General features: G+C 59.4%; 27 protein-coding genes and 1 pseudogene. 11 read left to right on the forward strand and 17 right to left on the reverse strand.

Annotated features, from left to right (window positions below; genetic code table 11):
* The first annotated feature begins 98 nt into the window (after positions 1-98).
* Positions 99-1,286: a class C beta-lactamase gene (gene ampC, locus ERE07_RS04290; protein ID WP_209021079.1), complete on the forward strand. Its 1,188-nt coding sequence runs from the start codon at positions 99-101 to the stop codon at positions 1,284-1,286.
* Positions 1,287-1,605: 319 nt separating this feature from the next.
* On the opposite strand, the gene ERE07_RS04300 is transcribed toward ampC, so the two are convergent.
* Positions 1,606-2,196, reverse strand: coding sequence for a TetR/AcrR family transcriptional regulator (locus ERE07_RS04300; protein ID WP_130007541.1), 591 nt, complete (start codon positions 2,194-2,196; stop codon positions 1,606-1,608).
* A gap of 75 nt (positions 2,197-2,271) precedes the next feature.
* Here ERE07_RS04300 and bdcA point away from each other — a divergent pair, with 75 nt between their 5' ends.
* Positions 2,272-2,985, forward strand: a complete 714-nt coding sequence (gene bdcA, locus ERE07_RS04305; protein ID WP_130007542.1) for an SDR family oxidoreductase — start codon at positions 2,272-2,274, stop codon at positions 2,983-2,985.
* 179 nt (positions 2,986-3,164) lie between these two features.
* Here the strand turns inward: bdcA and ERE07_RS04310 are convergent, their stop codons facing one another.
* The 5 genes and pseudogenes from ERE07_RS04310 to ERE07_RS04330 all read right to left on the reverse strand — a co-directional run bounded on the left by ERE07_RS04310 (position 3,165) and on the right by ERE07_RS04330 (position 5,394).
* Complete coding sequence (locus ERE07_RS04310) at positions 3,165-3,464, reverse strand: addiction module antidote protein (RefSeq protein WP_130007543.1); 300 nt, start codon at positions 3,462-3,464, stop codon at positions 3,165-3,167.
* Complete coding sequence (locus ERE07_RS04315; RefSeq protein WP_130007544.1) at positions 3,451-3,759, reverse strand: type II toxin-antitoxin system RelE/ParE family toxin; 309 nt, start codon at positions 3,757-3,759, stop codon at positions 3,451-3,453. Before ERE07_RS04315 ends, ERE07_RS04310 begins: the two co-directional genes overlap by 14 nt.
* A gap of 150 nt (positions 3,760-3,909) precedes the next feature.
* Positions 3,910-4,272, reverse strand: a pseudogene (locus ERE07_RS04320) (tyrosine-type recombinase/integrase); the annotation flags it as partial.
* A 4-nt stretch (positions 4,273-4,276) separates the two neighbouring features.
* Complete coding sequence (locus ERE07_RS04325) at positions 4,277-4,474, reverse strand: hypothetical protein (protein WP_130007546.1); 198 nt, start codon at positions 4,472-4,474, stop codon at positions 4,277-4,279.
* Positions 4,471-5,394 carry a LysR substrate-binding domain-containing protein gene (locus tag ERE07_RS04330; RefSeq protein ID WP_130007547.1) on the reverse strand — a complete coding sequence of 308 codons (924 nt, stop codon included), beginning with the start codon at positions 5,392-5,394 and terminating at the stop codon, positions 4,471-4,473. The genes ERE07_RS04325 and ERE07_RS04330 overlap by 4 nt, the downstream gene beginning before the upstream one ends.
* A 150-nt stretch (positions 5,395-5,544) precedes the next feature.
* On the opposite strand from ERE07_RS04330, the gene ERE07_RS04335 reads away from it, so the two are divergent.
* From ERE07_RS04335 to ERE07_RS04345, 3 genes are read left to right on the forward strand one after another with little or no spacing between them, the layout of a single operon-like run.
* A complete protein-coding gene (locus tag ERE07_RS04335; RefSeq protein WP_130007548.1) occupies positions 5,545-5,940 on the forward strand; it encodes a RidA family protein in 396 nt (131 codons plus the stop codon).
* A 1-nt stretch (position 5,941) separates the two neighbouring features.
* A complete protein-coding gene (locus ERE07_RS04340) occupies positions 5,942-7,123 on the forward strand; it encodes an oxidoreductase (RefSeq protein ID WP_130007549.1) in 1,182 nt (393 codons plus the stop codon).
* A gap of 18 nt (positions 7,124-7,141) precedes the next feature.
* Entirely contained in the window at positions 7,142-7,501 is a 360-nt protein-coding gene (locus ERE07_RS04345; RefSeq protein WP_130007550.1) for a hypothetical protein, read from the forward strand.
* A 222-nt stretch (positions 7,502-7,723) separates the two neighbouring features.
* Here the strand turns inward: ERE07_RS04345 and ERE07_RS04350 are convergent, their stop codons facing one another.
* A complete protein-coding gene (locus tag ERE07_RS04350; protein ID WP_130007551.1) occupies positions 7,724-8,401 on the reverse strand; it encodes a type 1 glutamine amidotransferase domain-containing protein in 678 nt (225 codons plus the stop codon).
* A gap of 305 nt (positions 8,402-8,706) precedes the next feature.
* Here ERE07_RS04350 and ERE07_RS04355 point away from each other — a divergent pair, with 305 nt between their 5' ends.
* Positions 8,707-9,225 carry a GNAT family N-acetyltransferase gene (locus tag ERE07_RS04355; RefSeq protein WP_130007552.1) on the forward strand — a complete coding sequence of 173 codons (519 nt, stop codon included), beginning with the start codon at positions 8,707-8,709 and terminating at the stop codon, positions 9,223-9,225.
* A gap of 64 nt (positions 9,226-9,289) precedes the next feature.
* Here the strand turns inward: ERE07_RS04355 and ERE07_RS04360 are convergent, their stop codons facing one another.
* The 3 genes from ERE07_RS04360 to ERE07_RS04370 all read right to left on the reverse strand — a co-directional run bounded on the left by ERE07_RS04360 (position 9,290) and on the right by ERE07_RS04370 (position 11,611).
* The gene (locus tag ERE07_RS04360; RefSeq protein WP_130007553.1) at positions 9,290-9,913 is read right to left on the reverse strand and encodes a LysE family translocator; all 624 of its coding nucleotides are present in this window, start codon (positions 9,911-9,913) and stop codon (positions 9,290-9,292) included.
* Between the two features lie 288 nt (positions 9,914-10,201).
* The gene (locus ERE07_RS04365) at positions 10,202-10,804 is read right to left on the reverse strand and encodes an NADPH-dependent F420 reductase (RefSeq protein WP_130007554.1); all 603 of its coding nucleotides are present in this window, start codon (positions 10,802-10,804) and stop codon (positions 10,202-10,204) included.
* Between the two features lie 72 nt (positions 10,805-10,876).
* Entirely contained in the window at positions 10,877-11,611 is a 735-nt protein-coding gene (locus tag ERE07_RS04370; RefSeq protein ID WP_130007555.1) for an SDR family NAD(P)-dependent oxidoreductase, read from the reverse strand.
* A gap of 113 nt (positions 11,612-11,724) precedes the next feature.
* Here ERE07_RS04370 and ERE07_RS04375 point away from each other — a divergent pair, with 113 nt between their 5' ends.
* Positions 11,725-12,636, forward strand: coding sequence for a LysR family transcriptional regulator (locus tag ERE07_RS04375; RefSeq protein ID WP_130007556.1), 912 nt, complete (start codon positions 11,725-11,727; stop codon positions 12,634-12,636).
* Positions 12,633-13,247 carry an ABC transporter ATP-binding protein gene (locus ERE07_RS04380; RefSeq protein WP_130007557.1) on the forward strand — a complete coding sequence of 205 codons (615 nt, stop codon included), beginning with the start codon at positions 12,633-12,635 and terminating at the stop codon, positions 13,245-13,247. The genes ERE07_RS04375 and ERE07_RS04380 overlap by 4 nt, the downstream gene beginning before the upstream one ends.
* A gap of 36 nt (positions 13,248-13,283) precedes the next feature.
* Here ERE07_RS04380 and ERE07_RS04385 read toward each other — a convergent pair whose 3' ends face one another.
* Positions 13,284-13,880 (reverse strand): BPSL1445 family SYLF domain-containing lipoprotein, encoded by a 597-nt coding sequence (locus ERE07_RS04385; RefSeq protein ID WP_425330949.1) that lies wholly within the window; start codon positions 13,878-13,880, stop codon positions 13,284-13,286.
* Between the two features lie 230 nt (positions 13,881-14,110).
* Between ERE07_RS04385 and ERE07_RS04390 the strand changes: the two genes are divergently transcribed.
* Positions 14,111-14,950 (forward strand): VOC family protein, encoded by an 840-nt coding sequence (locus ERE07_RS04390; protein WP_130007558.1) that lies wholly within the window; start codon positions 14,111-14,113, stop codon positions 14,948-14,950.
* A 157-nt stretch (positions 14,951-15,107) separates the two neighbouring features.
* Positions 15,108-15,359, forward strand: a complete 252-nt coding sequence (locus ERE07_RS04395) for a hypothetical protein (RefSeq protein ID WP_130007559.1) — start codon at positions 15,108-15,110, stop codon at positions 15,357-15,359.
* Positions 15,360-15,410: 51 nt separating this feature from the next.
* On the opposite strand, the gene ERE07_RS04400 is transcribed toward ERE07_RS04395, so the two are convergent.
* Positions 15,411-16,310, reverse strand: coding sequence for a LysR family transcriptional regulator (locus ERE07_RS04400; RefSeq protein WP_130007560.1), 900 nt, complete (start codon positions 16,308-16,310; stop codon positions 15,411-15,413).
* A 128-nt stretch (positions 16,311-16,438) separates the two neighbouring features.
* On the opposite strand from ERE07_RS04400, the gene ERE07_RS04405 reads away from it, so the two are divergent.
* A complete protein-coding gene (locus ERE07_RS04405; protein ID WP_130007561.1) occupies positions 16,439-17,941 on the forward strand; it encodes an amidase in 1,503 nt (500 codons plus the stop codon).
* Positions 17,942-17,970: 29 nt separating this feature from the next.
* Here the strand turns inward: ERE07_RS04405 and ERE07_RS04410 are convergent, their stop codons facing one another.
* The 5 genes from ERE07_RS04410 to ERE07_RS04430 are packed head-to-tail and all read right to left on the reverse strand — an operon-like array spanning position 17,971 to position 23,315.
* Positions 17,971-18,780 (reverse strand): AraC family transcriptional regulator, encoded by an 810-nt coding sequence (locus tag ERE07_RS04410; RefSeq protein WP_130007562.1) that lies wholly within the window; start codon positions 18,778-18,780, stop codon positions 17,971-17,973.
* Positions 18,781-18,782: 2 nt separating this feature from the next.
* A complete protein-coding gene (locus ERE07_RS04415) occupies positions 18,783-19,430 on the reverse strand; it encodes a DUF2894 domain-containing protein (RefSeq protein WP_130007564.1) in 648 nt (215 codons plus the stop codon).
* Entirely contained in the window at positions 19,427-20,071 is a 645-nt protein-coding gene (locus ERE07_RS04420) for an OmpA family protein (RefSeq protein ID WP_130007565.1), read from the reverse strand. The genes ERE07_RS04415 and ERE07_RS04420 overlap by 4 nt, the downstream gene beginning before the upstream one ends.
* On the reverse strand, positions 20,068-22,557 hold the full coding sequence (locus ERE07_RS04425; protein WP_130007566.1) for a DUF802 domain-containing protein: 2,490 nt from the start codon (positions 22,555-22,557) through the stop codon (positions 20,068-20,070). The genes ERE07_RS04420 and ERE07_RS04425 overlap by 4 nt, the downstream gene beginning before the upstream one ends.
* On the reverse strand, positions 22,554-23,315 hold the full coding sequence (locus tag ERE07_RS04430) for a DUF3348 domain-containing protein (RefSeq protein WP_167670720.1): 762 nt from the start codon (positions 23,313-23,315) through the stop codon (positions 22,554-22,556). Before ERE07_RS04430 ends, ERE07_RS04425 begins: the two co-directional genes overlap by 4 nt.
* Positions 23,316-23,323 lie beyond the last annotated feature (8 nt).

Here is a 23,323-nt window from a genome sequence, read left to right on the forward strand (position 1 = left end):
ACAATGGATTCGGATGTCATTGTCGTGGTTCAAGTAGTAGCAGCGTTGTTGCAAGAGCCAGATTTTCACGTAGTTCCAGTGCTTTATTTTTGGACCAAATGGGTTTTTTTCCATCACGTATCGAAGGGCTCCAGATGACCTGCTGTAAATCATGGATAGTGATCGCTTTGTTTGCCTCAACGCCTATGGTTTCACCCGTCTTGGCAAACGACGATACATTTCAGTCACAGGCTCGAACCGCCTACGCACAAGTTATCAAAGAATACAAAATCCCTGGCCTTGTTGTTGGGGTCACAAGAAACGGCCAGCACAGCTTCTACGCAACGGGTCTGGCGTCGCGCGCCGATAATCGTCCCGTCACCCCTGACACACTTTTCGAGCTCGGATCCATAAGCAAGGTCTTCAACGTGACACTCGCAGCGCTGGCCGAACAGCGCGGCCAGCTATCTCTGGGCGACAAGGCCGCCCACTTTCTGTGTGCGGATGCTTGTTCTATCGGCAACGATATGACATTAATGGACTTAGCCACCCATCATTCAGGCGGACTCCCCTTGCAGGTTCCAGATCACGTCACGGACATCAAACAGCTCGTGAACTGGCTAAAGGCCTGGAAGCCGCCTCAGCCTGGTTCACGCAGCTACTCCAACATCAGTATCGGCCTGCTCGGGCACATTACAGCTGATGCAATGGGCATGAGCTATACCCAGGCAGTACACACTGACCTGTTACCTCAGCTTGGTTTGAATAACACCTGGATCGATGTGCCAGCGCAAGAGATGAGCCAATACGCCTTTGGATATGATCGCAAAACCGACAAGCCCATCCGCGTAACGCCCGGCGTCCTTGATGCAGAAGCCTACGGCGTCAAGTCGAGCGCCAGGGATATGCTCAAGCTGCTGGACGTGGAACTCGGCATCACGAAGGTATCTGCGCCACTCGAAGCCGCAGTGCGCCGCACGCAGGAGGGTCAGTTCAGCACTGCAAAATTTACGCAAGACATGATATGGGAGCAATACGCTTGGCCCGCGGATATTGAGACGATGAAGTCAGCGAACAGTTACGACTTTATCCTATACCCGCAGAAAGCCGTGAAGATCAAACCGGCGCTCCCGCCGCAGAAGGACGTCATTCTAAACAAGACAGGATCCACAAATGGCTTTGGCGGCTATGTTGCAGTTCTTCCAGGCGAAAACCTCGGCATCGTTGTTCTAGCCAATCGCAACTATCCCAACGAGGCGCGGATTACTGCAACCTACTCCCTGATTGAGGCGCTGCTTTCGAAGTGAGCTTGCGAGCAAACCACGATTTGACAACGTCCGGGATGCCATCGAAGATGCCCAGGAAGAAGCGAAAAACATCAAGCTTCGCTCAGCCCTCATGACAGCGCTGAAGCAACACATAATTCACATCAAGATGAGCCAGACGGAAGCCGACGCTCGATTTCATGAGTGGGCTGGCCGCTTGCGACCCAAAGCGAAAGTTCGTCTCATTGATTTCTTCATCATCAACCAGGGTAGCGGCAGGGTCTTAGGTCGACAGTTTTGCGTTCATCTTGCTCGCTCTAGTCATTTCTCTGCGAACGCTAAACCCAGATAGCAGGCGATGTCATGCGCGAAGAGCTGAGGCGACGGCAAGGCTGGCTACACGCACGGTGCCAAGCAGGGTGTCCAGCCCTGTGCCAGCGCGCGCCTGTGCTGAAAGTCCAATCATCAGAGTACTGACGTACTCCGTAATTTGCGCCGCATCCGAGGGGTGCCGGGCCGCGATGTACCTGCGGATGACTTCGATGGCAGCCTTATGCGCCGCCCGTGCAAGCACACGGGCCTCTTCGTCACTGCTACGACATCCTTCCAGCACGATGCATCCTGTAGCGGCAGGGTCAGTGGCATAATGACGTGCCGCTTCCTCCAGCATTGCGGCGATGCACTCTGCTGCCGGGCGATCAGGACGCAGAATATCGGCAAGCGGAATGGCTCCGTGATCTGCATACCGGTTGATGACCCGCTCAAAAAGGCCCGCTTTGCTTCGAAAAGCCGAATAAAAACTGGGTGTGTTGATGCCCAGCGCGTCGGTCACGTCCGACACGCTGACCGATTCGTAGCCTCGGGAATGAAACAGGCTCTGAGCGGTAGCGATCGCTTCATCAATATTGAATTTGCGGGGGCGGCCTCGGGGCCGAATTGATTTTGTAGTCATAACTATAAAAATTCTTGACGCCTGTGTTAGTTCGTTTATTATAGTGTGTCCTACATATTTATCTAGAGGTGTTTAATGTCTGCGTTCCATAAGAAATCTGTGTTGGTGCTGGGCGGAAGTCGCGGGATTGGTGCGGCGATTGTGCGGCGCTTTGCTGCAGAGGGAGCCTATGTAACGTTCACCTACTCGGGCTCTCCGGCCGCGGCTGAAAAACTTGCCGCAGAGACGACCAGCAAGGCCGTCCAAACCGACAGCGCGGACCGGGACGCCGTCATTGCACAGGTGCGTGATAGCGGCCCATTGGACGTGCTGGTCGTGAATGCGGGCGTTGGAGTCTTCGGGGATGCGCTCGAACTGGATCCGGATGCCATAGATCGTCTGTTCAAAATCAATGTGCATGCACCGTATCACGCCTCTGTCGAGGCGGCGCGGCGTATGCCCCAAGGAGGCCGAATCATCGTCATCGGATCAGTGAATGGCGACCGGATGCCTGTGCCTGGCATGGCCGCGTATGCGCTCAGCAAATCCGCCCTACAGGGGCTGGCGCGTGGCTTGGCGCGTGACTTCGGCCCGCGCGGCATCACCGTGAACGTCGTTCAGCCGGGGCCCATCGACACGGACGCCAATCCGGCCGATGGGCCGATGAAAGACTTGCTGCATGGGTTCATGGCTATCAAGCGCCACGGCCAGCCAGAAGAGGTCGCGGCGATGGTGGCATGGCTGGCGGGTCCGGAGACTGGCTTCGTGACTGGAGCGATGCATACGATAGACGGGGCGTTTGGAGCGTAAGGGATGAATAGAACGGGATCCGAGCAGGGCATTTCCTCTGCGGACCCCGGTTTCAAAGCGCGAGCATATAGCCTGGCGCCTCGAAATCCTACGCGTCAACGATTTGGCGCCGTCCGGCTGCCGGGGTCGCGAGCCGACGCTAAACGGCTGCTTCTGGCCGACTCCCGACACGCCAGGGTTCATCCGTGGGTAATCAAAGGCTCTACCGTCAGCTTAAAACCCATGGCATGGATAACCTTGAACAACGTATCGGAGCTGGGCGCACGCTCTCCCGAGAGGCTCTTGTAAAGACTTTCCCGAGACAATCCGGTGTCGCGAGCTAATTGAGTCATGCCTCGGGCTCGGGCAATGTCGCCCAACGCCGCCGCTAACAGTGCTGGATCGCCATCTTCTATTGCGACCTGAAGGTAGGCTGCAACATCTGCCTCATCTTCAAGGTAGTTGGATACATCAAACGGACGGGTCTTAATCTTGCTCATTTCGCAACTCCTGAGCCAAGGCCTTGGCTCGTTCAATATCTTTCTTTTGGCTGGACTTATGACCTCCGCCAAGCATCATGATTACCGTACTTCCGTGCAAAATGTAATACATTCGCCAGCCTGGGCCGAAGACTTCACGCATTTCCCACACGTTGTCACCGACAACAGATTTGTGGTCTCCGAGATTGCCGAGCGATGCTTTCCTTAGACGAAGCTGTAGCCGCGCACGAGTCGTACGATCTGTTAGGCCGTCGAGCCACTGTACAAATTGCTCGGTTTCAATGATGCTGTACATACGCTTATTGTAGCCTTAAGGATACGATTCGCAAGCCTTTATTTTGCATGTGCAGGATCATGGGTAGCCAGACGAACTGACCCATACGTGAGCAACAAACAGATTCTGCCCGGGCAGCAAATATGAAGTGTGGCTGCCCGGCAGATAAAATCACACCTCTGTCTGCTCCGCCATCTCGAGCGCATCATCGACTTCGATACCAAGATACCGAACTGTACTTTCAAGTTTCGTGTGACCAAGAAGTAATTGCACTGCTCTCAAATTCTTGGTGCGTCGATAAATGAGTGAGGCTTTTGTTCGTCGCATCGTGTGCGTGCCATAGGCAGTAGGGTCTAGTCCGATTGCAGTCACCCAGCCCTCAACTATCCGAGCATACTGCCGAGTCGAGAGATGAGCAGATGCACGCAACCTACTTGAAAAAATAAAACCGTCAGTACGTAATTGTTTAGAGCGTATCCACACCACCAACGCATCACGTGTTTGTTCTGTGATTTCAAACTGCACAGGACGTTGCCCTTCACCAACTCAACATGATTGTCTGATATCGGACATCGAGCAACAGATCGTACGTCTGGAACATGGGGGCGATCTCAATGACCGCAGCACCCGCAACGCCGGCCAGGACCAGCCGTTCCGAAGTCTCGTGCAGGTGCTCTTCGCTGAGCGTAACCCCAGGCCAATGTCTACTCCAGTTGGCAAACCGTTGACTGCTCACGGCCGGCGCTCAGTCACTTCGCTATTTCCAAGCTTCCGCCGCGCCGCCTGTGTGCGCAGCCAGTGCGCCACGGCCTGGACTGGCGCCGAGGACGGCCGGTCAGCGTGCGAGGCCAGGTGATAGGTGTGTCCGTCGATCGCGGGTCCGAATGGCTGCACGAGATGGCCGGCTTCCAGTTCGTCGGCGATCAACGCCAGGCTGACCAGGGCGATGCCATGGCCGGCGACGGCCGCCTGTATGGCGTGTCCCTCGTCGGAAAAGCGTAGCTGACTTACTTGTGGCGGTTGGCGCCGCTGCGCGACCGTGAACCAGCGTTCCCAGGTCGGGTTCTCTGGCTGAGGCCGCTTCCAGTCGAAACGGATCAATGGCACGCGAGCCAGATCTTCCGGCGACACGACGCCCAGACGCGGATTTGCCACGGGTGCGAACCGGTCGGTGAACAGCGGCTCGATCGCAAGACCGGGATACGGCCCACGGCCATAGCGGATCGCGATGTCGACCGCCGTCGATCGCAGGTCGACGAGGTCGTCGCTCGCCTGCAACTGCAAGTCAATGTCGGGATGCCTGCGCCGGAAATCGTCCATGCGCGGTACCAGCCACTTCACGGTGAATGCATTCGTCGCGGAGATGCACACCTGAGCCCGCGTTCGCTGTTGCGTCAACCGTGCCAGCGTCGCCTCGAACGCATCGAACCCGTCTCGCAGCACCGGGTAGAGCTGCGCCCCTGCATCGGTCAGCGACACTTTGCGCACCTGGCGATCGAACAATGCAAGCCCTGTCTGCGCTTCCAGTGCGCGGATCTGGTGGCTGACGGCGGTCGGCGTAACAGCCAGTTCCTCGGCGGCAGCCTTGAAGCTGCCCAAGCGCGCGGCGACTTCGAACGCGCGAAGCGCGGATAGCGGAAGTGATCGACGTTGCATGAGTGGCATCGACATATGAATGAGATTATCTCATCTTATACCTGATAAACAAACCTTTGTCGCAAGGCATACCAGTCCCTATAGTAACGGTACGGATCGGCCATCAATACCTCAACTTTCTGGCCGACCATAAATGAAAGGATTCGCACCATGCTGAAACGTGTCACGACCCAGCCCGACAACTACGCTCCGTTCCTACTCTCGCAGGGCATTCAGTTCGGGAATTTGCTCTTCATCTCTGGTCAAGCGGGCGCCGCCGATGACGGAAAAATCGTCGCAGGCGGCTTTCTTGCTCAAGGCGAGCAGGCCTTTCTCAATTTGCGCCGTGCGCTGGAAGCCGGCGGCTCCAGCTTAAAGGACGTGATCAAGGTCACGATCTTCGTCACTGACATGGGGCATTTCGAGGACGTGGTGGCGTTGCGTCGTCGCTTCTTTTCGGCCCCCTATCCGGCCGACACGATCGCCGAGATCAAGGCGCTCTACGACCCCGCCGCCATGATCGAGATCGAGGCAATCGCGGCCATACGCCAGCCGGAGGGCCGCTGACATGAGCACGCTCGTCAATCGTCCGGAAGGCGATGCGCAGACAGCGCACGCTGAATTGTTCACGCCGCTGCGCGTGGGAGGTGGACTGAGCTTGTCCAACCGTCTCGCCGTCGCACCAATGACCCGGGTCAGCGCCACGGCGGACGGCCACGCCACGAAGCAGATGGCCGACTACTACGAAGCCTTCGCAGCTGGCGGCTTCGGTCTGGTGATCACCGAAGGCCTTTATACGGACAAGGCCCATGCGCAGGGCTACCTCTTCCAGCCAGGCCTGGCCGACGACGCACAGCGCGATGCGTGGCGGACCGTGGTAGACCGTGTGCATGCGCATGGCGGCCGCATCGTCGCGCAACTGATGCACGCGGGCGCGCTGTCGCAGGGGAATCCCCATCGCATCACGACAAAGGGCCCCTCGGCCGTGTTACCCACGGGACAGCAACTGGCTTTTTATCGGGGTGAAGGGCCTTACCGGATGCCCGAAGCGATGTCAGCCGATGACATCTCCGAGGCGGTCGAAGGCTTCGCACAAGCGGCGCGCAGAGCGCAGGAGGCCGGATTCGACGGCGTCGAGGTACACGGCGCCAACGGGTATCTGCTAGACCAGTTTCTCACTGCCCACACCAATCTGCGCGAGGACAGCTACGGCGGCAGTCTGGCCAACCGCCTGCGCTTGACGGGGGACGTCATCCAAGCCGTCCGACGGTCGACGACAGAGTGCTTTGTCGTGGGTGTGCGCACTTCGCAAGGCAAGGTCAACGACTTCACGCACAAGTGGGAAGGCGGCGAGGCCGATGCGGCGCAGATCTTCGGCACGCTCGGTGCGCTGCCCATCGACTACCTTCACACGACCGAGTTCGAGGCCTGGCGTCCTGCGTTCGGTGAGCACGGTCCCAGTCTTGCAGCGTTGGCGAGGCGGCACGTTGCGGTGCCGGTGCTGGCGAACGGTTCGCTGCATGATGCGACGCAGGCCGACGGGGTGGTGGCAAGACAGGAGGCAGACTTCGTTTCCCTGGGCCGCGGTGCGCTCATGCATGCCGACTGGCCGGCAAGACTGCGTGCCGGCAAGGTGCATAAGACCTTCGATCGAGGGTTGTTGGCGCCGATCGCTGACCTCGCCAATGCGGTTCGTCATCGCGCGGAGGTTCACCTCTCTGTTGAGGGCGCTCCGGCGTTGGACCGCTGAAGGTGCAAGGGGCTTGGCATGATTCGAGCCCATCAGTCGCTGATCCGACGTGTGCTCCAATTGCTCTATGAGCTTCGCTATAAGCTCGCGCATAATGTGAGTCAAGTTACCTTCTCGCTGGACAATTACCTGAAGCAACTTGGCGGGCAGCAAACGACATCATTCATTCAGCGCGCCGGGCATGGCATAAAGCCGAACGTCGGCGGGGTTATAAGAGACTCTTTCGTTTTGGAGAATCCAAAGCTGGCTCTTTGGGTAACAGTCTCTGAAATCTTGGCCTGCCTGCATCTTGAACACGATGTCGCGGACAGTCGTCTACTTGCGCTAGCGCTTCAAAGACTAACAGCATTGTCTGTACGTGACCTTGAGGACGTCTAATAATTTATGTAAACCAAGCCTCGCGGCGTTACTCAGCCGCTACAGCGCACTTTCGAATGTCTGCAAAGGGTTGCGGATTCAACCGGTCGGCGGCCTCAAATACGCCCCTCAGAACGGACATTTGGGAAACGTCGAAGCATCGCTCACCACTGATACGCACGACGAAGCAGAGAGAACAGCTGCGCCAACGATGCCGCGGACAGCATCGTTGGCGAGGGTTGATCAGCCCAGCATCTTCAGCAACGCCTCCGCGGCGGGCTCGGATGACGCTGGATTCTGACCGGTAATCAGCAGGCCGTCGCTGACCACGTACGGCTGCCAGTCACCGCCTTTGCTGTAATTGCTGCCGTTCTTTTTCAGCATGTCTTCCACCAGGAACGGCACCACGTTGGTCAGGCCGACGGCCTCTTCCTCGGTATTGGTGAAACCGGTGACGGACTTGCCTTGGACCAGCGGTTTGCCATCGGCCGACTTCACGTGGCGCAGCACGCCGGGTGCGTGGCATACGGCAGCGACCGGCTTGCCGGCGGCCAGCATGGCTTCGATCAACGCGATCGATGTGGCGTCTTCGGCCAGATCCCACAGCGGCCCGTGGCCGCCCGGATAGAACACTGCGTCGAAGTCGGCGGCCGAGACATCCTTCAGCTTCTGCGTGCTGGCCAGAACGGCTTGAGCCGCCGGGTCATCCTTGAAACGGCGAGTGGCATCGGTCTGCGCCGATGCATCGTCGCTCTTCGGATCCAGCGGCGGCTGTCCGCCATGCGGCGAGGCCACCGTGATCTGCGCGCCAGCGTCCTTGAATACGTAGTAAGGCGCGACGAATTCCTCCAGCCAGAAACCCGTCTTCTTGCCGGTGTTGCCCAGTTGATCGTGCGAAGTGAGAATCATCAGAATTTTCATGAAGCGCCTTCTTTGAATGGAGGAGGGGGAAGCGAGCGGTCTTGCCGGCGGGGCCTCATTCGCTGGCGATGCGAACCACCAGCTTACCAAAATTGCTGCCGTTGAGTATGCCAATGAAGGCCTGTGGCGCCTGTCCAGAAGATGCGCCCAGCTCCGATACGCTGTTCAAGGTTATCCATGCGATGGGTTTTAAGCTGACGGTAGAGCCTCTGACCACACATGGCTGAAGTTTGCCGTGTCGGTATTGGGCCAAGAGCGGCTGTTCGCTGCGATCCAAAATTTGCCACTCACGAATTCAAACAATAGTGAAGATTTCTACCAGACTTGCTTCCGAGCATGACAAAGCGCCGATTTGGACGCTGTACCAACATGCAATGAAATCTCATATTGAGTCAATCTGGGGATGGGACGAGAACTGGCAGGTAATCGATTTCGAAAAAACGTTTTCTTCTTCTGCAACGTATGTCGTAGAGAAGGACGGAGAGTTCGTCGGCTACTTCCAGCTCGACTTTGGCGAGGCGGAAATATACCTGAGAATGATCGCGTTGATGCCCACAGTAAGATCATCAAAAATCGGAACCGCGCTGCTGTCCAATCTTCTCCGTTGCAGTCATCAGGTTGGGCTTCCCCTACGTTTTCGGGTCTTCCGCATTAACCATGCCGCCAAACGCTTTTATGAACGTTTGGGCTGGGAGATCGAATCCGAAGATGACGTATTTTTTACGATGACACACGCAAGCAATATCACTGACGTTACGGAACGGTCAGCGCATGATGTCTCCCCCCAGCAATTTGCGTTGGCTTTGGAAACCTACCATCGCTAGTGGTGGCCGCGATAAATAAAGTGGCGGGCGAGCCCAGCCCACAAAGTCTGCCATCCCTCTCGCGTTAACGACTGCTGGCCAGGCGAATCCCCAATCCCACGAGTGCTGCGCCCATCAATGCATCGACCCCTCGGCTCACGCGCATATAGACAGATCGAACTCGCCCCACTGAAAAGAACGCAGCAAGTATCCCCAGCCACCCGGCCGTTATTAGACCGACCAGCGCTACCATGCTGACATACACCCAGGTGGGTGCGCCGACCGGTAGTACGGTCACGAACAAGGTGGCAAAGAAGGTCGCCGTCTTCGGATTAGTGATGCCGACTATGAAACCCTGGCGCCACGCTTGCAACCCACTGACTCGCGAAGCACGGCCCACACGCAGTTCCCTGTTCCTAGACCTGAAAGACGTTATCAGCATCCGAGCACCGAGGTAGATCAGGTAAGCCGCACCGACCAGACGGATGGTTTCGTAGAGCCAGAACAATTCCTTGATGAGCAATCCAAACCCAAGGATGGCCAAGGTTGCCCAGACGACTACCGCGCAAGCGATGCCCAGGCCGACGAAGGTACCTGATCGCCGGTCATTCAAGGCATTGGACGTGACGGCAACGAAGTCCGGCCCGGGACTGATGCAGGCCAGGAGAACGATCCCGGAGAGAGTGAGCAATTGAGACAGGTATTCCATGAATCCAATGCAAGACGTTATTGACCGGAACTCGGCGCTGCGCGAGCTGGTGTAGGGGGAATTCTACCATCGCCACCATTACGCCTCGCTTCGGCAACTCGATGTGAAAAGCTCCTCAGCACGGGGATCATGAACGATGCCGGGAGAGCTGCCTGCAGAGGGTGCAGCTGCGGTGCCCGTGCTTGTAAAAATTTGGGACGGGACCGCGATGAATCGCTTTGGGGTTGCGTCCCGGGACTTGGACCTTCAACGCCCGGAACGCCGGGAGGCTTGCGTTGGTGAAATGAATTACGCCTGCTTTTTGAACAGATCCTGAAAGATCAAAGGCCCCCAGACCTTGTCTCGCGCGTGCACAAGCGCGCCACCCTTGTCGAGCCTCCCAAGATTGATGGGTGCGAAGCCGAGCCGTTCGGCGAGGGCTGCCACCGGCGCTACCGCGCTATCATCGTCGCTCGTCAGGAACACAACTCTCCTTCCATCGTGTACGGTCGGATCCTGGTTGAGGACGGCGGCGGCCAAATGGTTAAAGCCCTTGACCAATCGCCCACCGGTAAAAGCCTGTGCGACGACCCTGGACGAAGGCTGTCCTCCCAGTTTCTCTGGAGACACGCCGTAGGTATTGGTCACGTCAATGATGATCTTTCCCTTCCAGCTCGGCAACGCCTTCGCGACATCAGGGTGCGACTCGTAACGGACAGCCAAAAAGACGATGTCGGCCTTGACGGCTTCCGCCAGTGTTCTGGGAATAATCCCGGGTCCGATCGCGGCGGCATCGGCTGCAAAGCTTTCCGGGTCGCGCGTTGTTGCAACGGATACTTCGATACCGCTTCGGGCAAACGCCTTGGCAAGCGCCTGGCCGATCTGGCCGAAACCAATAATTGCGTAGTTCATAGTTTTTCCTTGGGTTTGCCGCGCCCGGCGGGCTCCGACGATCGAATGGAGGGGCCCGTAGAGCGCGGCGTGTCAGATTTGCGCCAGGCCGCCATCGACGGCAAGCTCGCTGGCGGTCATGAAGCTGCTGTCCTGCGATGCAAGAAAGGCCGCCGCCGCCCCCAGTTCCGCCGGTTCGGCCATGCGCTGAAGCGGGTTCATCGAGGCGAAGATCTTCATGCCCTCCTCGCCTACCGCCTCCTTCGCGAGTTCGGTCGCCGTCGGTCCGGGCGACAGCACGTTCACTCTGATGCCGGTGCCTTTCAGATCCTCCGCCCAGGTCCGCGCAAGGTTACGCACTGCCGCCTTGCTCGCGCTATAGGTGCTGAATGCGGGGGCGCCCGTGGTACCGGCGCTCGATCCAGTCAGGATGATCGAACCGCCCTCGCCCATCAGCGGCAGCGCCTTCTGAACCGTGAAGATCGAACCCTTCACATTGGTGTCGAAGATTTCGTCAATGTGCTCGGCGGTGATATTGCCCAGCGCAAGCAGGCTTCCCGCCCCCGCATTGGCGAAAACGATGTCGAGGGTTCCGCGCTCGGTCTTCACCGCCGCGTAGAGCCGGTCGAGGTCGGCCAGATCGGAGACCGAGCCCCTTACCGCGCGTGCGTTGGGCCCGAGGTCGGCCACAGCGGCATCGAGCGCTTCCTGTCGACGTCCGAAGATGAAGACGAAGGCGCCCTCCTCGATGAAACGCTTTGCTGCGGCGCGGCCAATGCCGGTCGCCCCGCCAGTGATCACGGCGGTCTTTCCATTCAGTCTGTTCATAATGTGTTGCCGGGTCGGCGTCCTTTGTTGAGGTTAGAAATCAGTCTAAGCGCCTTGACACATCAATACAATTGACTAAAAATTGCTTAATTCAATCTAATTTTTAGATATATATGCTTGACAATGTCACCATCAACCAACTGCGTGCGTTCGTTGCGGTATGTGATGAGGGAAGCTTTTCGGGCGCGGCGCGGAAACTCAGGCGCGCACAGTCAGCCATCAGCCACGCGATCAAGGCGTTAGAAAGCGCATTTGATGTCGAACTGTTCGAGCGAAACACACGGAAGGCGCAGCTCACTGCGGCGGGGCACAGCCTCTTGCCGGACGCGCGGGCAGTGATCTCACGTACCGAAGAAATGAAAAACCGCGCCAGCTCAATCGCCGACGCCGGAGCGCCACAGGTTTCAGTTGCGATCGATGCCTACTTCCCGCGCGCGCATCTGATCGACTGTTTGTGGACACTGCAAGCGGAGTTCCTCACTGCATCGATCAACCTGCGAATCACCACCATGCAAGGGGGTGAGAACCTGGTGCTCGAAAGGGTGTGTGCCCTGGCTGTCACGATCGATAACGTGCCGGAGGTGAATCCTGATGCCATGGAACGCCACTGGCTGTGCGAGGCGGAGATGGTGACGGTGTGTGCGCTCACCCACCCACTCGCTTCAACCCCGGCACCCATTCCGAAGGATGAGTTTGGCAGACATGTTCAGATCGTCGTCACGGATAACCAACCGGGAACAGAAAAGACTCAACAGGGCGTCGCCGGCAAGCGCCAGTGGCTGGTCAACGATCTAGGCGCCAAGCGTGACCTTCTCAAGGCCGGTCTCGGCTGGGGGCACATGCCGCGGCACCTCGTTGTCAGGGATCTGGCAAACGGGCAACTCGTCGAGCTTGAACGCCGCGCCTGGCATGTCGGCTCGCTCACGTTCATGATCTCGCAACGGCGGGGGTATGATCTCTCATCATGCGAGTTGCGGTTGGTCGAACTCCTTGGCAACCCTCAGAGCATCCCGAACCCCGCATGATACGCATCGACAATCTCGGCAAGCGCTACGGCGACCATTTCATCTTCCAGGGGCTCACTCATACGTTCTCGCCTGGATGCGTTGCGCTATGCGAAGAAGAAAGCACAGGCAAATCCAGCTTGCTGGGCCTCATCGCGGGCGTTATCGCGCCGGATGCGGGAGACGTCTGGATCGATGGATACTCCCTGACCCACGCGTCACGACAAGCCAAAGCCCGACTGGCCTATGTGCCTGACAACTGCCTGGCCTTTCCGTTACAGACGGGGCGTGGCCTGCTCGAGCAAGCCGCCCTGGAAAAGAACACGACGCTCGGCGAAGATGCGTTCGATCTGGCGTACGAACTGGGATTGGAGCCGCATCTGGACAAACGCCTCGAACAGATGTCGACGGGTACGCGCCGCAAAGTCTTCCTGACCGCAGCCGCTTTGGGCAAGCCAGCCGCCGTCATCGCGGATGGCCCGAGCAATGGGCTGGACGCGCGGGCCCGCGCTGTGCTGGCGGAGCAGTTCAAGATCTGGTCTCGGGACCGCGTCGTGCTGTTTGCCAGTCACGATGCTGAATTGGTGCGGGCCTGCGGCGCAAGCGTCATCGCTATTGCCGCCCTGGCCTGAGCGCGGCGCTGTCAGCGCCGCGTGGCAAACAACAGCCTACCCTTCATCCACCATTTTCGCGATCTTTGTACCTTTGAGCGACACGCCCGCCGCCAGGCCCGCATTGGTTGTCACAAATGCGACCACAGGCTTGGAAAGCGTTTCTGAATCGATCACCCCATTGGCGCCCACGTTTGCGACAGCTACGGTAGCACCCGCGCCAACGGTCCAGCCATCGCTATTGCGGAATTCATCGAGTGCTTCCTGTGTCATGAACAGCATGACAATTGCCCTGGATTGCGCGCCAGCCTGGAAGCCGATCGATCCGCCGGCCGTGGTGTAGTAGCCCTGGGGCGCGCCATTCACCCTGAGCACGCCATCACCACGTTCAAATCCGACAACGATTCCGCCGCTCAGCACCTTGGGAAAGATCAGCACGCCTTTCGCCTTTGCGGCGGCCGAACGCGCGTCGGGAGAGATCTCGTACAGCCGATTGAGCGCATCGTCGGCGCGCGAGTCGACACTCGCGTGCCGCTCAGCCATTGTTTTTGGCTGACTCTGCGGCAGTGTCGTGGTACACCCCGAAAACGCCAGGCCAGCAACGCCCATAGCCAACGCAACAACGAGTTTTCGGGAATTTTTTTGTTCTCGCACCTTGTTCTCCTGAGATTGGGTGGCACACCTGCCATACCTGCGCCAATAATGATTTAATCGTAGATGCCCTGCGCCATTATCCGCATTGCCTAATGGCTATGCGCTGAGTAGAGCATGCTCACGAGAGAGGATACTCTGGCAGTTTCACCCATACAAGCCACGAGCACTCATGCCAGCGTTGGCGCAGCAAGGCGTTACCCCATGTGCTACCCACAAGGCCAATCATTCTCATGACAGAACACATCGATCACATCGTCATCAATGTCGCTCAGCATCTTGACACCGCGCTTGACTGCTATCGGCGCCTTGGCTTCACGCTGACACCGCGCGGCCATCATTCGCTAGGCACCAGCAATCACCTGGCCATATTCGGCTCCGACTATCTGGAACTGATGGGCGTGGAGCCACGCAATGCCGACAAGGCCAGCCTGCCTTTTCCGCCTGGGCTGATTGGTCTTGTGTTCAAGACCACGGCGGCAGACGCGTTGTGGCAGCGCCTCGCCGCGCGCCGTGTGCCGCTGCAAGGTGACGGTCCACAGCCACTATCTCGCCCGATAACCCTGGAAGACGGCACCGAAAGCGAAGCGCGGTTTCGCACGATTGATGTACAGGCAGCGAGTGTGCCGAATGGTCGACTGTTTTTCTGTCACCACCTGACACCAGAACTGGTCTGGCGGCCCGAATGGCAGACGCATGCGAATGCCGTACAGGGAATTGCTGAATACGTGTACGTCACACCCAGCCCCGCGAGAACAGCGAACCTGCTGGAGCAGGCGTTCGGGCCTGGCGTGTTGAACGCAGAGGATGGCGGTGTGTTCTTCGACGCAGGAAAGGCTCGTGTTCGTTACCTCAGGCGCGAGGCGATTGCGCAGCGCTACGGAATTGCGGCGGACGAGGTTCCCGCCGAAGACGAACGCGCAGTCGCCCTGACGCTTTACACGCGCTCCCTGGATGCGGTTCGCGACGCGCTGCGCGCGGGTGCTGTGCCGGGTTGGAAAGAAACAAACAACCGCGTCGTCGTCCCACCCACATCGGCCATGAATGTGATTCTGGCATTTCAGGAGGCTTGAGCAGTCGGCGTGCGACACGCACGCCCGATTGTTGTTGCCCAAGTCAAGGACAACAACAATGGCGTTGAATCGTTATTGAATGTCTTATACAACGTAGCCACGCCACACCAGCCGGCCTACAGTGATACCTTTCCAACCATCCTGAGAGGTAACTACCATGCGCGCAGAAGACCTGCTTCCAGATAATCTCGACCACGTCGAACGCCATGGTGTCGTGATCCGCAAAGGCAGCGTGGGTGCTTTCCTGGCCAACGTAAGGCTCTGGTGCGACCCTTCGGCGGATGCCCTGCAGCGAGAAGCTGCCGAGCGTGACATCGTCGATGCTTTGCCTGCTTTGCGCGCCGTAGGTCTGTTTGATGTGCTGTCGATTAAGGATGCCGCATTGCGGCGTCTGGTAGCGCGGCATTAAAGCGTTCAGCGGGTGCGCCCATGCGCTATGTTCATCGTGGAAGGCGATCGTCTAAGCACAACAAGCATAGGCCCGCACATAATCCACGAACGCCCGCACCTTGGGAGCCATGACGCGACTTTGGGGATAGACCGCATGGACTGCCTGCTCCGGGCCGGACCAATCCGCAAGTACGGCGCTAAGCTTGCCTGACTCAATATCGTCTTTCATGCTGGCATGCATGGCTAGCGTAATGCCCTCGCCGGCATAGAGCGCAGGCCGCAGAAACTCAGGATCACTTGCCACCATGACAGGCTGCACGGGGAAACGCTGCGCCGGCTCGCCATGATGGCTCAGGGGCCAGGCATAGCCCGCATCCGTGCGTGCCTGATGCAGCGTCAGGGTGTGATGGCGAGTCAGTGCTTCGGGATGATCGGGAACGCCATGCTGGACCAGATAATCCGGACTGGCGTACAAGCCGGTGGGAAACGTACCCAGCCGGACGGCAATCAAGCTGGAATCTGGCAAAACACCCAGACGCAGCGCGACATCCAGGTTTTCCTTGACGAGATCCAGTGGCGCGTGGGAAGCCAGTATCTCGAGTCGAAGATCAGGATATCTGGCGCGAAAACCTGCCAACATCGGCGCGATCCAACTGATGCCCCATGAATACGGCAAGGTGACACGCAGCCAGCCGCGGGGTCCGCTTTGCAGTTGGCCAACGGCATTTTCTGCGTCCTGCAGCTTAGACGTGATGTCTTTGCAATGTTCGTAATACAGCGCCCCGGCGTCCGTCAGGCTCAGCCTGCGCGTGGTCCGATGCAGCAATTGGGCGCCGATGCGCGCCTCGAGTTCGCGCACTCGGCGACTGACGGTGGTTTTGGGCTGATGCAAAGCGCGAGCCGCTGCGGTAAAGCTGCCCTCCTGCACGACTTGCAAAAAGGCAAGGGTTTCATTCAGATCAAATGACATAGATATCTCAGGCTCGGATAGGATCCGCCCTATTGTGCAACACATGGCACAGTTCTTGCCAGAAATCAGGGCTAATCAAGTATTTCGCCATTCATTATGCTTTCAGACATCCACAATTGGAGTCAAACATGAAGCTGAATGAATACGCTGGCTATGATGCAATCGGGCTTGCCAAATTGGTCGCCGCCGGAGAAGTCACGCCCCATGAGCTGAGCGAGGCGGCGCTCTCTGCCGCGCATGCCATCAATCCCACCCTCAACGCCATCGTCGAAGTCTGGTCGCCCGAAGCCCGGGACATGGCCCGCGCGATGCAGGGCGGCACGCTCGCGGGTGTGCCTTTTCTGATCAAGGACCTGGGCGTCTCGATGGCTGGCAAACGAAGTGAGCTGGGCAGCCGGCTCGCCGAGGGCATGGTGGCCCCGTCAGACTCCTGCCTGATGCGCCGTTTTCGCCAGGCAGGACTGGTCACCCTGGGACGCAGCGCCACGCCCGAAATGGCATTCAGCACAACAACCGAGTCTGTGCAGCAAGGCGCGACGAGCAATCCGTGGGACCCCACACTGATGGCGGGCGGTTCAAGCGGGGGCGCCGCTGCAGCGGTGGCCTCGGGTATCGTTCCGCTGGCGCACGCAACAGACGCGGCAGGCTCAATTCGCGTGCCAGCGGCCTATACCGGCCTGTTCGGCATGAAGCCGACACGCGGTCGCAGTTCCTCCGGCCCAATGGCCGATGAAGTGCTCGGCGCCATGGCAACCCATATGGGGCTGAGCCGTAGCGTAAGGGACAGCGCCGCATTGCTCGACGCAATTCAATGCGAACCCGCAGGGGAACCCTACTATACGCCCGCGCCGCAATATGGATTTCTGCGCGAAGTCGGCCTGGCGCCGGGAACATTAAGGATAGGCTATATGGCGCACGCCTGGAATGGCGCCCGAAGCCAGCGAACCATGGTTGATGCCGTCGAGCGTGTCGCGCTCCGTCTGGAACACCTGGGTCATCGGGTGGAGCCGGTAACGCTGTCGGCCGGAGCATCTTGGGACGCATTCGTTCACGCGACCACCAGCATCTGGACAGCATGGCTGGCTAACGGCCTAGACGGCATCGCCGCAGCGACGGGGCGGCCATTAACGCCAGATACACTGGAACCTGCGACACTTGCAAGCTACCAATACGGCATTAATGTGTCCGCCGCCGACTATCTGCACGCCCTGGACTTACGCAATACGGTGACTCGCGCCATCGGTGCGTGGTTCCACGAACTTGATGTGCTCCTCACCCCGACCCTGCCCGGAATGCCGCTGCGCCTGGGCCTCTACCAGCAAGGCGCGGAACGCCTTGACGGTCTCGGCTGGACGGATCACGTCCTGAGCCATGCTCCCTTTTCCGCATTCTTCAATATGGCCGGCACGCCTGCCATGTCCATGCCGTTGTGCACCGACGCTGACAGCGGCCTGCCTGTCGGGCTGCAATTCGCCGCAGGTTTCGGGCGTGAGGATGTATTGTTCCGGCTCGCTGGTCAGTTGGAACAGGCTATGCCGTGGGCCGATCGAAAACCGCGAGTATGGGCGGGCGGCGTCGCGGCGTCGATGCCGAACAAGTCAGCTGAGCCTGACCGGAATACTGCAGGTTAGGAGTATCGAGGCGCCAAAACCACAGCACATCATCCAGCGCATGCCACAGTTCGGACACCATAATACTGCCCCGGTGTCACGCCGTATGCTCGCCGGAACAACGCGATAAAAGCGCTGACGTTGTTGTAGCCCAATTCCAGCGCCACCGTTGTGACTGACTCGCCCGAGGCCAGCATTTCCAGCGCCCGCAGCAAACGCACCCGCTGGCGCCATTCGGTAAAGCTGAAACCAGTCTCCGCCACAAAACGTCGGGTCAGCGTACGCGGCGCAATGCCGGCCCAGGCAGCCCACTCCTCCATGCGACGATCGTCGCCGGGCCGGGCAGACAATGCCCGAGCGATTTTAAGCAGCCGCCTGTCACGAGGCATGGGCAACCCAAGCGCCGCGTGCGGCAGGCTGCGGATTTCATCGAGGATTACGCCAGCAATACGCATTTGCGCGGCGTCGAGCGCGCGGCCTGTATTGGGCCAATCGGCAGCACGCGAGACAGCCGCCCGCAACAAGCCAGAGGTCTCCAGAATACAAGGACGACCAGGCAGGTCTGCACACGCGGATGGCACGACATAAACACTCCATCCTGCGAAAGGTCCGTGCGAGCGCAGCCCATGTTCGATGTCGGGCGGTATCCACACCGCATGCGTTGCCGGCACAACCCATTGGCTGCCATCGGCATCGATGGACAGCAGACCTCGCATCGCCCCCAATAGTTGGCCACGCGCGTGTCGATGCGGACGTGTCATCCGCGCATCACCAGTGGGCCGTGCCACAGCAAAGATCAAGGGGCCATCGGCAGACGAGGCGGCCTTGGGAGATATCAGGGAAGAGGACACAGAAGGCATCCTCAACGCCTCCCGCTCTTCCTTGCCGTCGTCATGCGCTGGCCCTCCTTGCCGGTCTCAGCACCGCTATCCTTCATCTGCTCCATCCAGGACAAGGCGTCCAGATGGGAAAGAAAATGCTGAAGGTATCCGGGCGAGAGCTCTCCCATCAAGGCCAGCGAGCGATGCACAAGACTGCTTGAATTAAGCGGGCCTGCATTATGAGGCACTTTTTCCTGCGATTGTTTCAGTTGGCGTGTGGTGTTCAGGCGAGACCAGATATCGCGAAAGTAGTCGATCACCGAGAGCTCGGGATAGGTGGCGCGCAAACGGGCCAAATCTTGCGGCGCAGGATCAGCGGAATCGCCGCTGGGTTGACTGCCCAGATAAGCGAGCAGCTCCGCGAGGGGGCGATGCGCGGGCGGGACAGTAGTTGATATTTGCTGAAGCGGGCCGGCCGGTAGCGTCTCATCATGCTGTAGCAGCTCCGCCAACCGCTGATCCAGCAGCGCCCTGGCGGCGCCGGTCTGGCTCGCCGCGCGCGCGGCGAGCGCCTCGATGAAATACAGGCGGACAGAGTCCTTCGCATCGCCGCGGCGCGCTCGCCAGGCATCCAGCGCAGCCTGGATATCGGATGCGTCTTGAACACCAGAAGTGCCGTCGCTGCTCACGGCGCCTTTACCGACTCAAGATGGGGCCTGGGAACGGGCGCTATTTCTACCCGTCGATTTCTGGCCCGCCCCGCTTCGTCGGCATTCGAGCTCACGGGCTGTTCCGCGCCAAAGGCGGCTGCAAACACCAGAGAAGAAGGAATGCCTTCGTCGATCAAGGCGCGCGTGACCGTAAGCGCCCGCTGGGCGGAGAGTTCCCAGTTGTCGGCAAAACGGCGATTTGTTTCCCTGACTTGTTGGTCGTCAGTAAAGCCGCTGACCATCAACACCTCGTCGTGGGATTCAAGATATTCAGACAAGGGCTCGACCAGGGTTTTCAACACCTCGCGGCCTTCGATCTGCAACTGATCCGAATTCAATGCAAACAGCACACTGCCGCTGATGCCGATGCGCCCGTCAACCAGGGTGACACGCCCTTCGGCCAGGGGACGGGCAAGTGCTTGTTCCAGGGTTTTGCGGCGCTGCGTTTCTTCATGACGCTGCTTGATCTCTTCGTTCAGTCTCGCAGACAGCTCCACCTGCACGCCAATGACGCCGACAAGAATCAAGACAAAGGCGCCCAACAGCACCGACATCAGATCACCAAAGACCGCCCATACCGGTACCGTCGGCTCTACGCCTGCGTCGATCTCGTCGTTCATACCGCTTCAGTGCCTGCGGATACGCGCTGGCTGGCCAGTTGCTGCAGTTCTTCCATAATCTGCTTTTGCGACATCATGCTCAGGTCGACAACGTCTCGCGCTTGCGCCACGTAATAGGCCAGTTGCTCGTCGCTGCGCGTAATGGAGTTGTCCAGCGTCGCTTCAAGGCGTTGCAAGTGCTCCACCAGCGACGCATTCGACTCACTGAATAACTGCACCGCTTTGCCGAATGCTTCGCCCAGGCTCGCTACTTCTACGGCGCTGCCGGTCACCTGCGCGGCAATGCCGCTGAGCCGGCTGGTTTCAGCTTCGACGCTGCCCGCAAGCTTGCCGGTTTCGGCCTCGACCATGGTGGTGAACTTGCTCGTCCCCGTCTCTACAACATGGGTGAGGCGGGCTGTTTCAGCATCCACCTTGTCAGTGAGCTTGCCGGTGACGGTTTCCACGCTGTGGGTGAATTGCTTGCCAACGCGCTCCAGCATATCCGCGGAGGTCGCAACCAGTGCATCCACGGCGGCACGCTGCTCGGTGGACGCATGATTGACGGCATTAAGCAAGGTTCCCAAAGTCTCAAGCAGACGGCTGCGTTCTTCAAGCATCGCGTTGTCGCGAGCCATGCTGTCGGACAGCTTCTGGCGCACTTCTGTGACAACTTCTGCGGCGGCCCTGGGAGCTTGCGCGGCGGCCTGCACAAGCCGTTCGATTTCTGCGATGGTGGCGCTGGCATGCGCCTGGGTTTCGGATGAAACCGCACTGGCAGTCTTTGCCAACGCATCACAAATGGCCTGCTGCTGGCTGGCCGCATGTATGTTGGACTGCGCCAGCTCTTGGCGCAGAGCGTCTGCCATGGCGCCAAGCGACGCCGTCCAGGCAGTCAGGCGCTGCTCATCCTGTTCAATCAGCGCTGTCCGCAATTCATGATGGGATTGATCGATGGTGCCAACCAGCGAGGCGGCATGCTGTTCAAAGGCCGCGACAGTGGCGATCAAGGCCTGTTGGTTGTCGCCCGCGAGCTTGTTGCTGCTTTGCGCCTGCTCGTCGAGCGCCTGGCCCCAGGCCTGCGACAAGGCATCCGCTGTGCCAGTCAAACGCGTGGAGACATCATCCAATAAACGGGTCGCTCCTTGCTCGAACGATTCGGTAAACCCATTCAGCGACATACGCAAGTCCCGGGACAGCGACTCGTTGGCCTGCTGATGGCCGGTCAACGCTTTATCCCATACGCCTGCCATCGCGTTGACTGTTCGCTCGACATGGGTGGACAGCCCGTCCATCTGCTGCTGCACCGCCTGCGCGATGGTGTCGTGCAGCGTGCCGGCTTCGCGTGCGAGGCTGGCCATAGTGCCCTCCACGACGGGTTGGATGGAGGCGCTGGCCGCGCGGGCTCCTTCAGCGATGCCATCCCTGAGCGATTGCTCCACGGAGTCTGCGAGCCGGGCGTAGACCATCTCGGCATTGGCATGAAAGGCGCCCTGACCGGTAACCAGTTGTTCGCTCAAGGCCTGGCTTTGCGCTTGCATCGCTTGATTCAAGGCCTGGCTGTACCGCTCCATCTGCTCACTCAATGCCTGGTTCTGGCGCTCCACGCGCTCGCTTAACGCCAGGCTCTGCTGCTCCGTGCGCTCGCTTAACGCCAGGCCCTGCTGCGCCATACGCTCGTTCAAGGCCAGGGTATGCCGTTCCATGCGGTCGTTCAACGCGAGGCCGTGCCGCTCCATGCGCTCGCTCAGCGCAAGGCTATGCTGCTCGATACGTTCGTTCAGGGATTGGCTGTGCCGTTCCATGGCCTGCATCATTTCCTGCAACCGATCCACGACAGCGGGCATCGCATCGGCCTGTCGTTGCATGAGCTTGAGGCTCTCCTCACGCTGGTGAGCCTGGGAGTAGGGGCGCAGTGTTGTCGCGATGCGTGTGTCGAGCATCTGCGCCGCGCGCACCCGCTCACGGCGACACAAGGCAGAAAGCAGGCCCAGCATCGCAGAGGTGGCCACGCCCGCCACCGAGGTGCCAAAGGCAAAGCCCAGGCCCTTGACCGGCGCGGCCAGCGAGGCCTGGATGGTGTGCAGATCCGTGGCGCCCTCGAGCGCCAGCCCGGTGCCGCGCAAGGTGGCCACCATGCCCAGAAATGTCCCCAGCATACCCAACAGCACCAGCAAGCCCACCAGATAGGGCGTCAGGGAAGGCCCCGGCAAGCCTACGCGCTCGCCTTCTATGCGCAGCCGTGTCGCGTTTCGCAAGCTGGGATGCAGGCGGGCGAGCCATTCGTCAAGACTGACCACGGCGTCAGGCATCGCGTCCAACGCTTGAACCAGCGACGCAGTGGCCCGTTGATAGCGGTACAGCTCCAGGGCCCCGACCAGATAAACAATACCCACCAGAATCGTGACAGACAGCGCCAGTGAGTTGGAGGCGACATAACTGGCGCCTATCCAGCACGTGACCGCCAGGCCCAGGGCAAAAACAACGAAATGAAGGAATCGGGTCATAAGGTCCTGGGTTGACAGGCACGAAGGGCTGACACCAGCCCTTCGACGGGTTGTAAACGAATGTCCAGCTCGGCGAGCAATACGCGCTGCATATCCTTGCAGAAAACATCCAGCCATGCGCCTGGCTTGTTCGCGCCAGCCTGCTGCGGCGCGGGATCGCCAGCAAGCACCGCCTGTTCTGCCGCCTGCAAACGATCAAAATGCTTTTGCAGTAACGCTGGCACGCCTGCCAGCAAATATTGCTCGCGCTCGCCCAGCGTCTGCTCCATGGCGGCATCGACCACAGCTAGACGAGCCATGTCTGGCGTCATGGCGGCCAGCGTCGTGCGCAAACGCGTGCGCAGACTGGCAATGCTGGTTTCCATGGTTTGCTGAAGCGAGCGATACCGCCGTCGGTAAGTCGCGTAATCGACCTGCACAGGCGGCCTTGCCTCGGCACGCAAGGCCGCGCGCTGCTGCCCCCGATGCCTGGGGACGGACGGCGCATTGCTGGCGGCGATCGCACTCTCCAGTGCAGCCCGCACTTTGGCGTAGTCGTCTTGCCCGTCTTCATCAGGTACACGATCGGCAGGCACTGCTGGCGGCGCGCCCTTCAAAGCCGCAGACAACGCAATGGCGTCGGCCCAACCGAGCCATTGGCTCAGGCGGTCCGACAGTAGTTGTCTGGGTTCGGGGACATCGGCGTCTGTCAGGCGAGCAAGCAGGCGAACCAACGCCGGCCCGCGCACGCCTGTGTGCCGGGGCAGTTCTTGCACCATACCACCAG

The sequence above is a fragment of the Allopusillimonas ginsengisoli genome, from assembly GCF_004153455.1.
GTDB classification, from domain to species: domain Bacteria; phylum Pseudomonadota; class Gammaproteobacteria; order Burkholderiales; family Burkholderiaceae_B; genus Allopusillimonas; species Allopusillimonas ginsengisoli.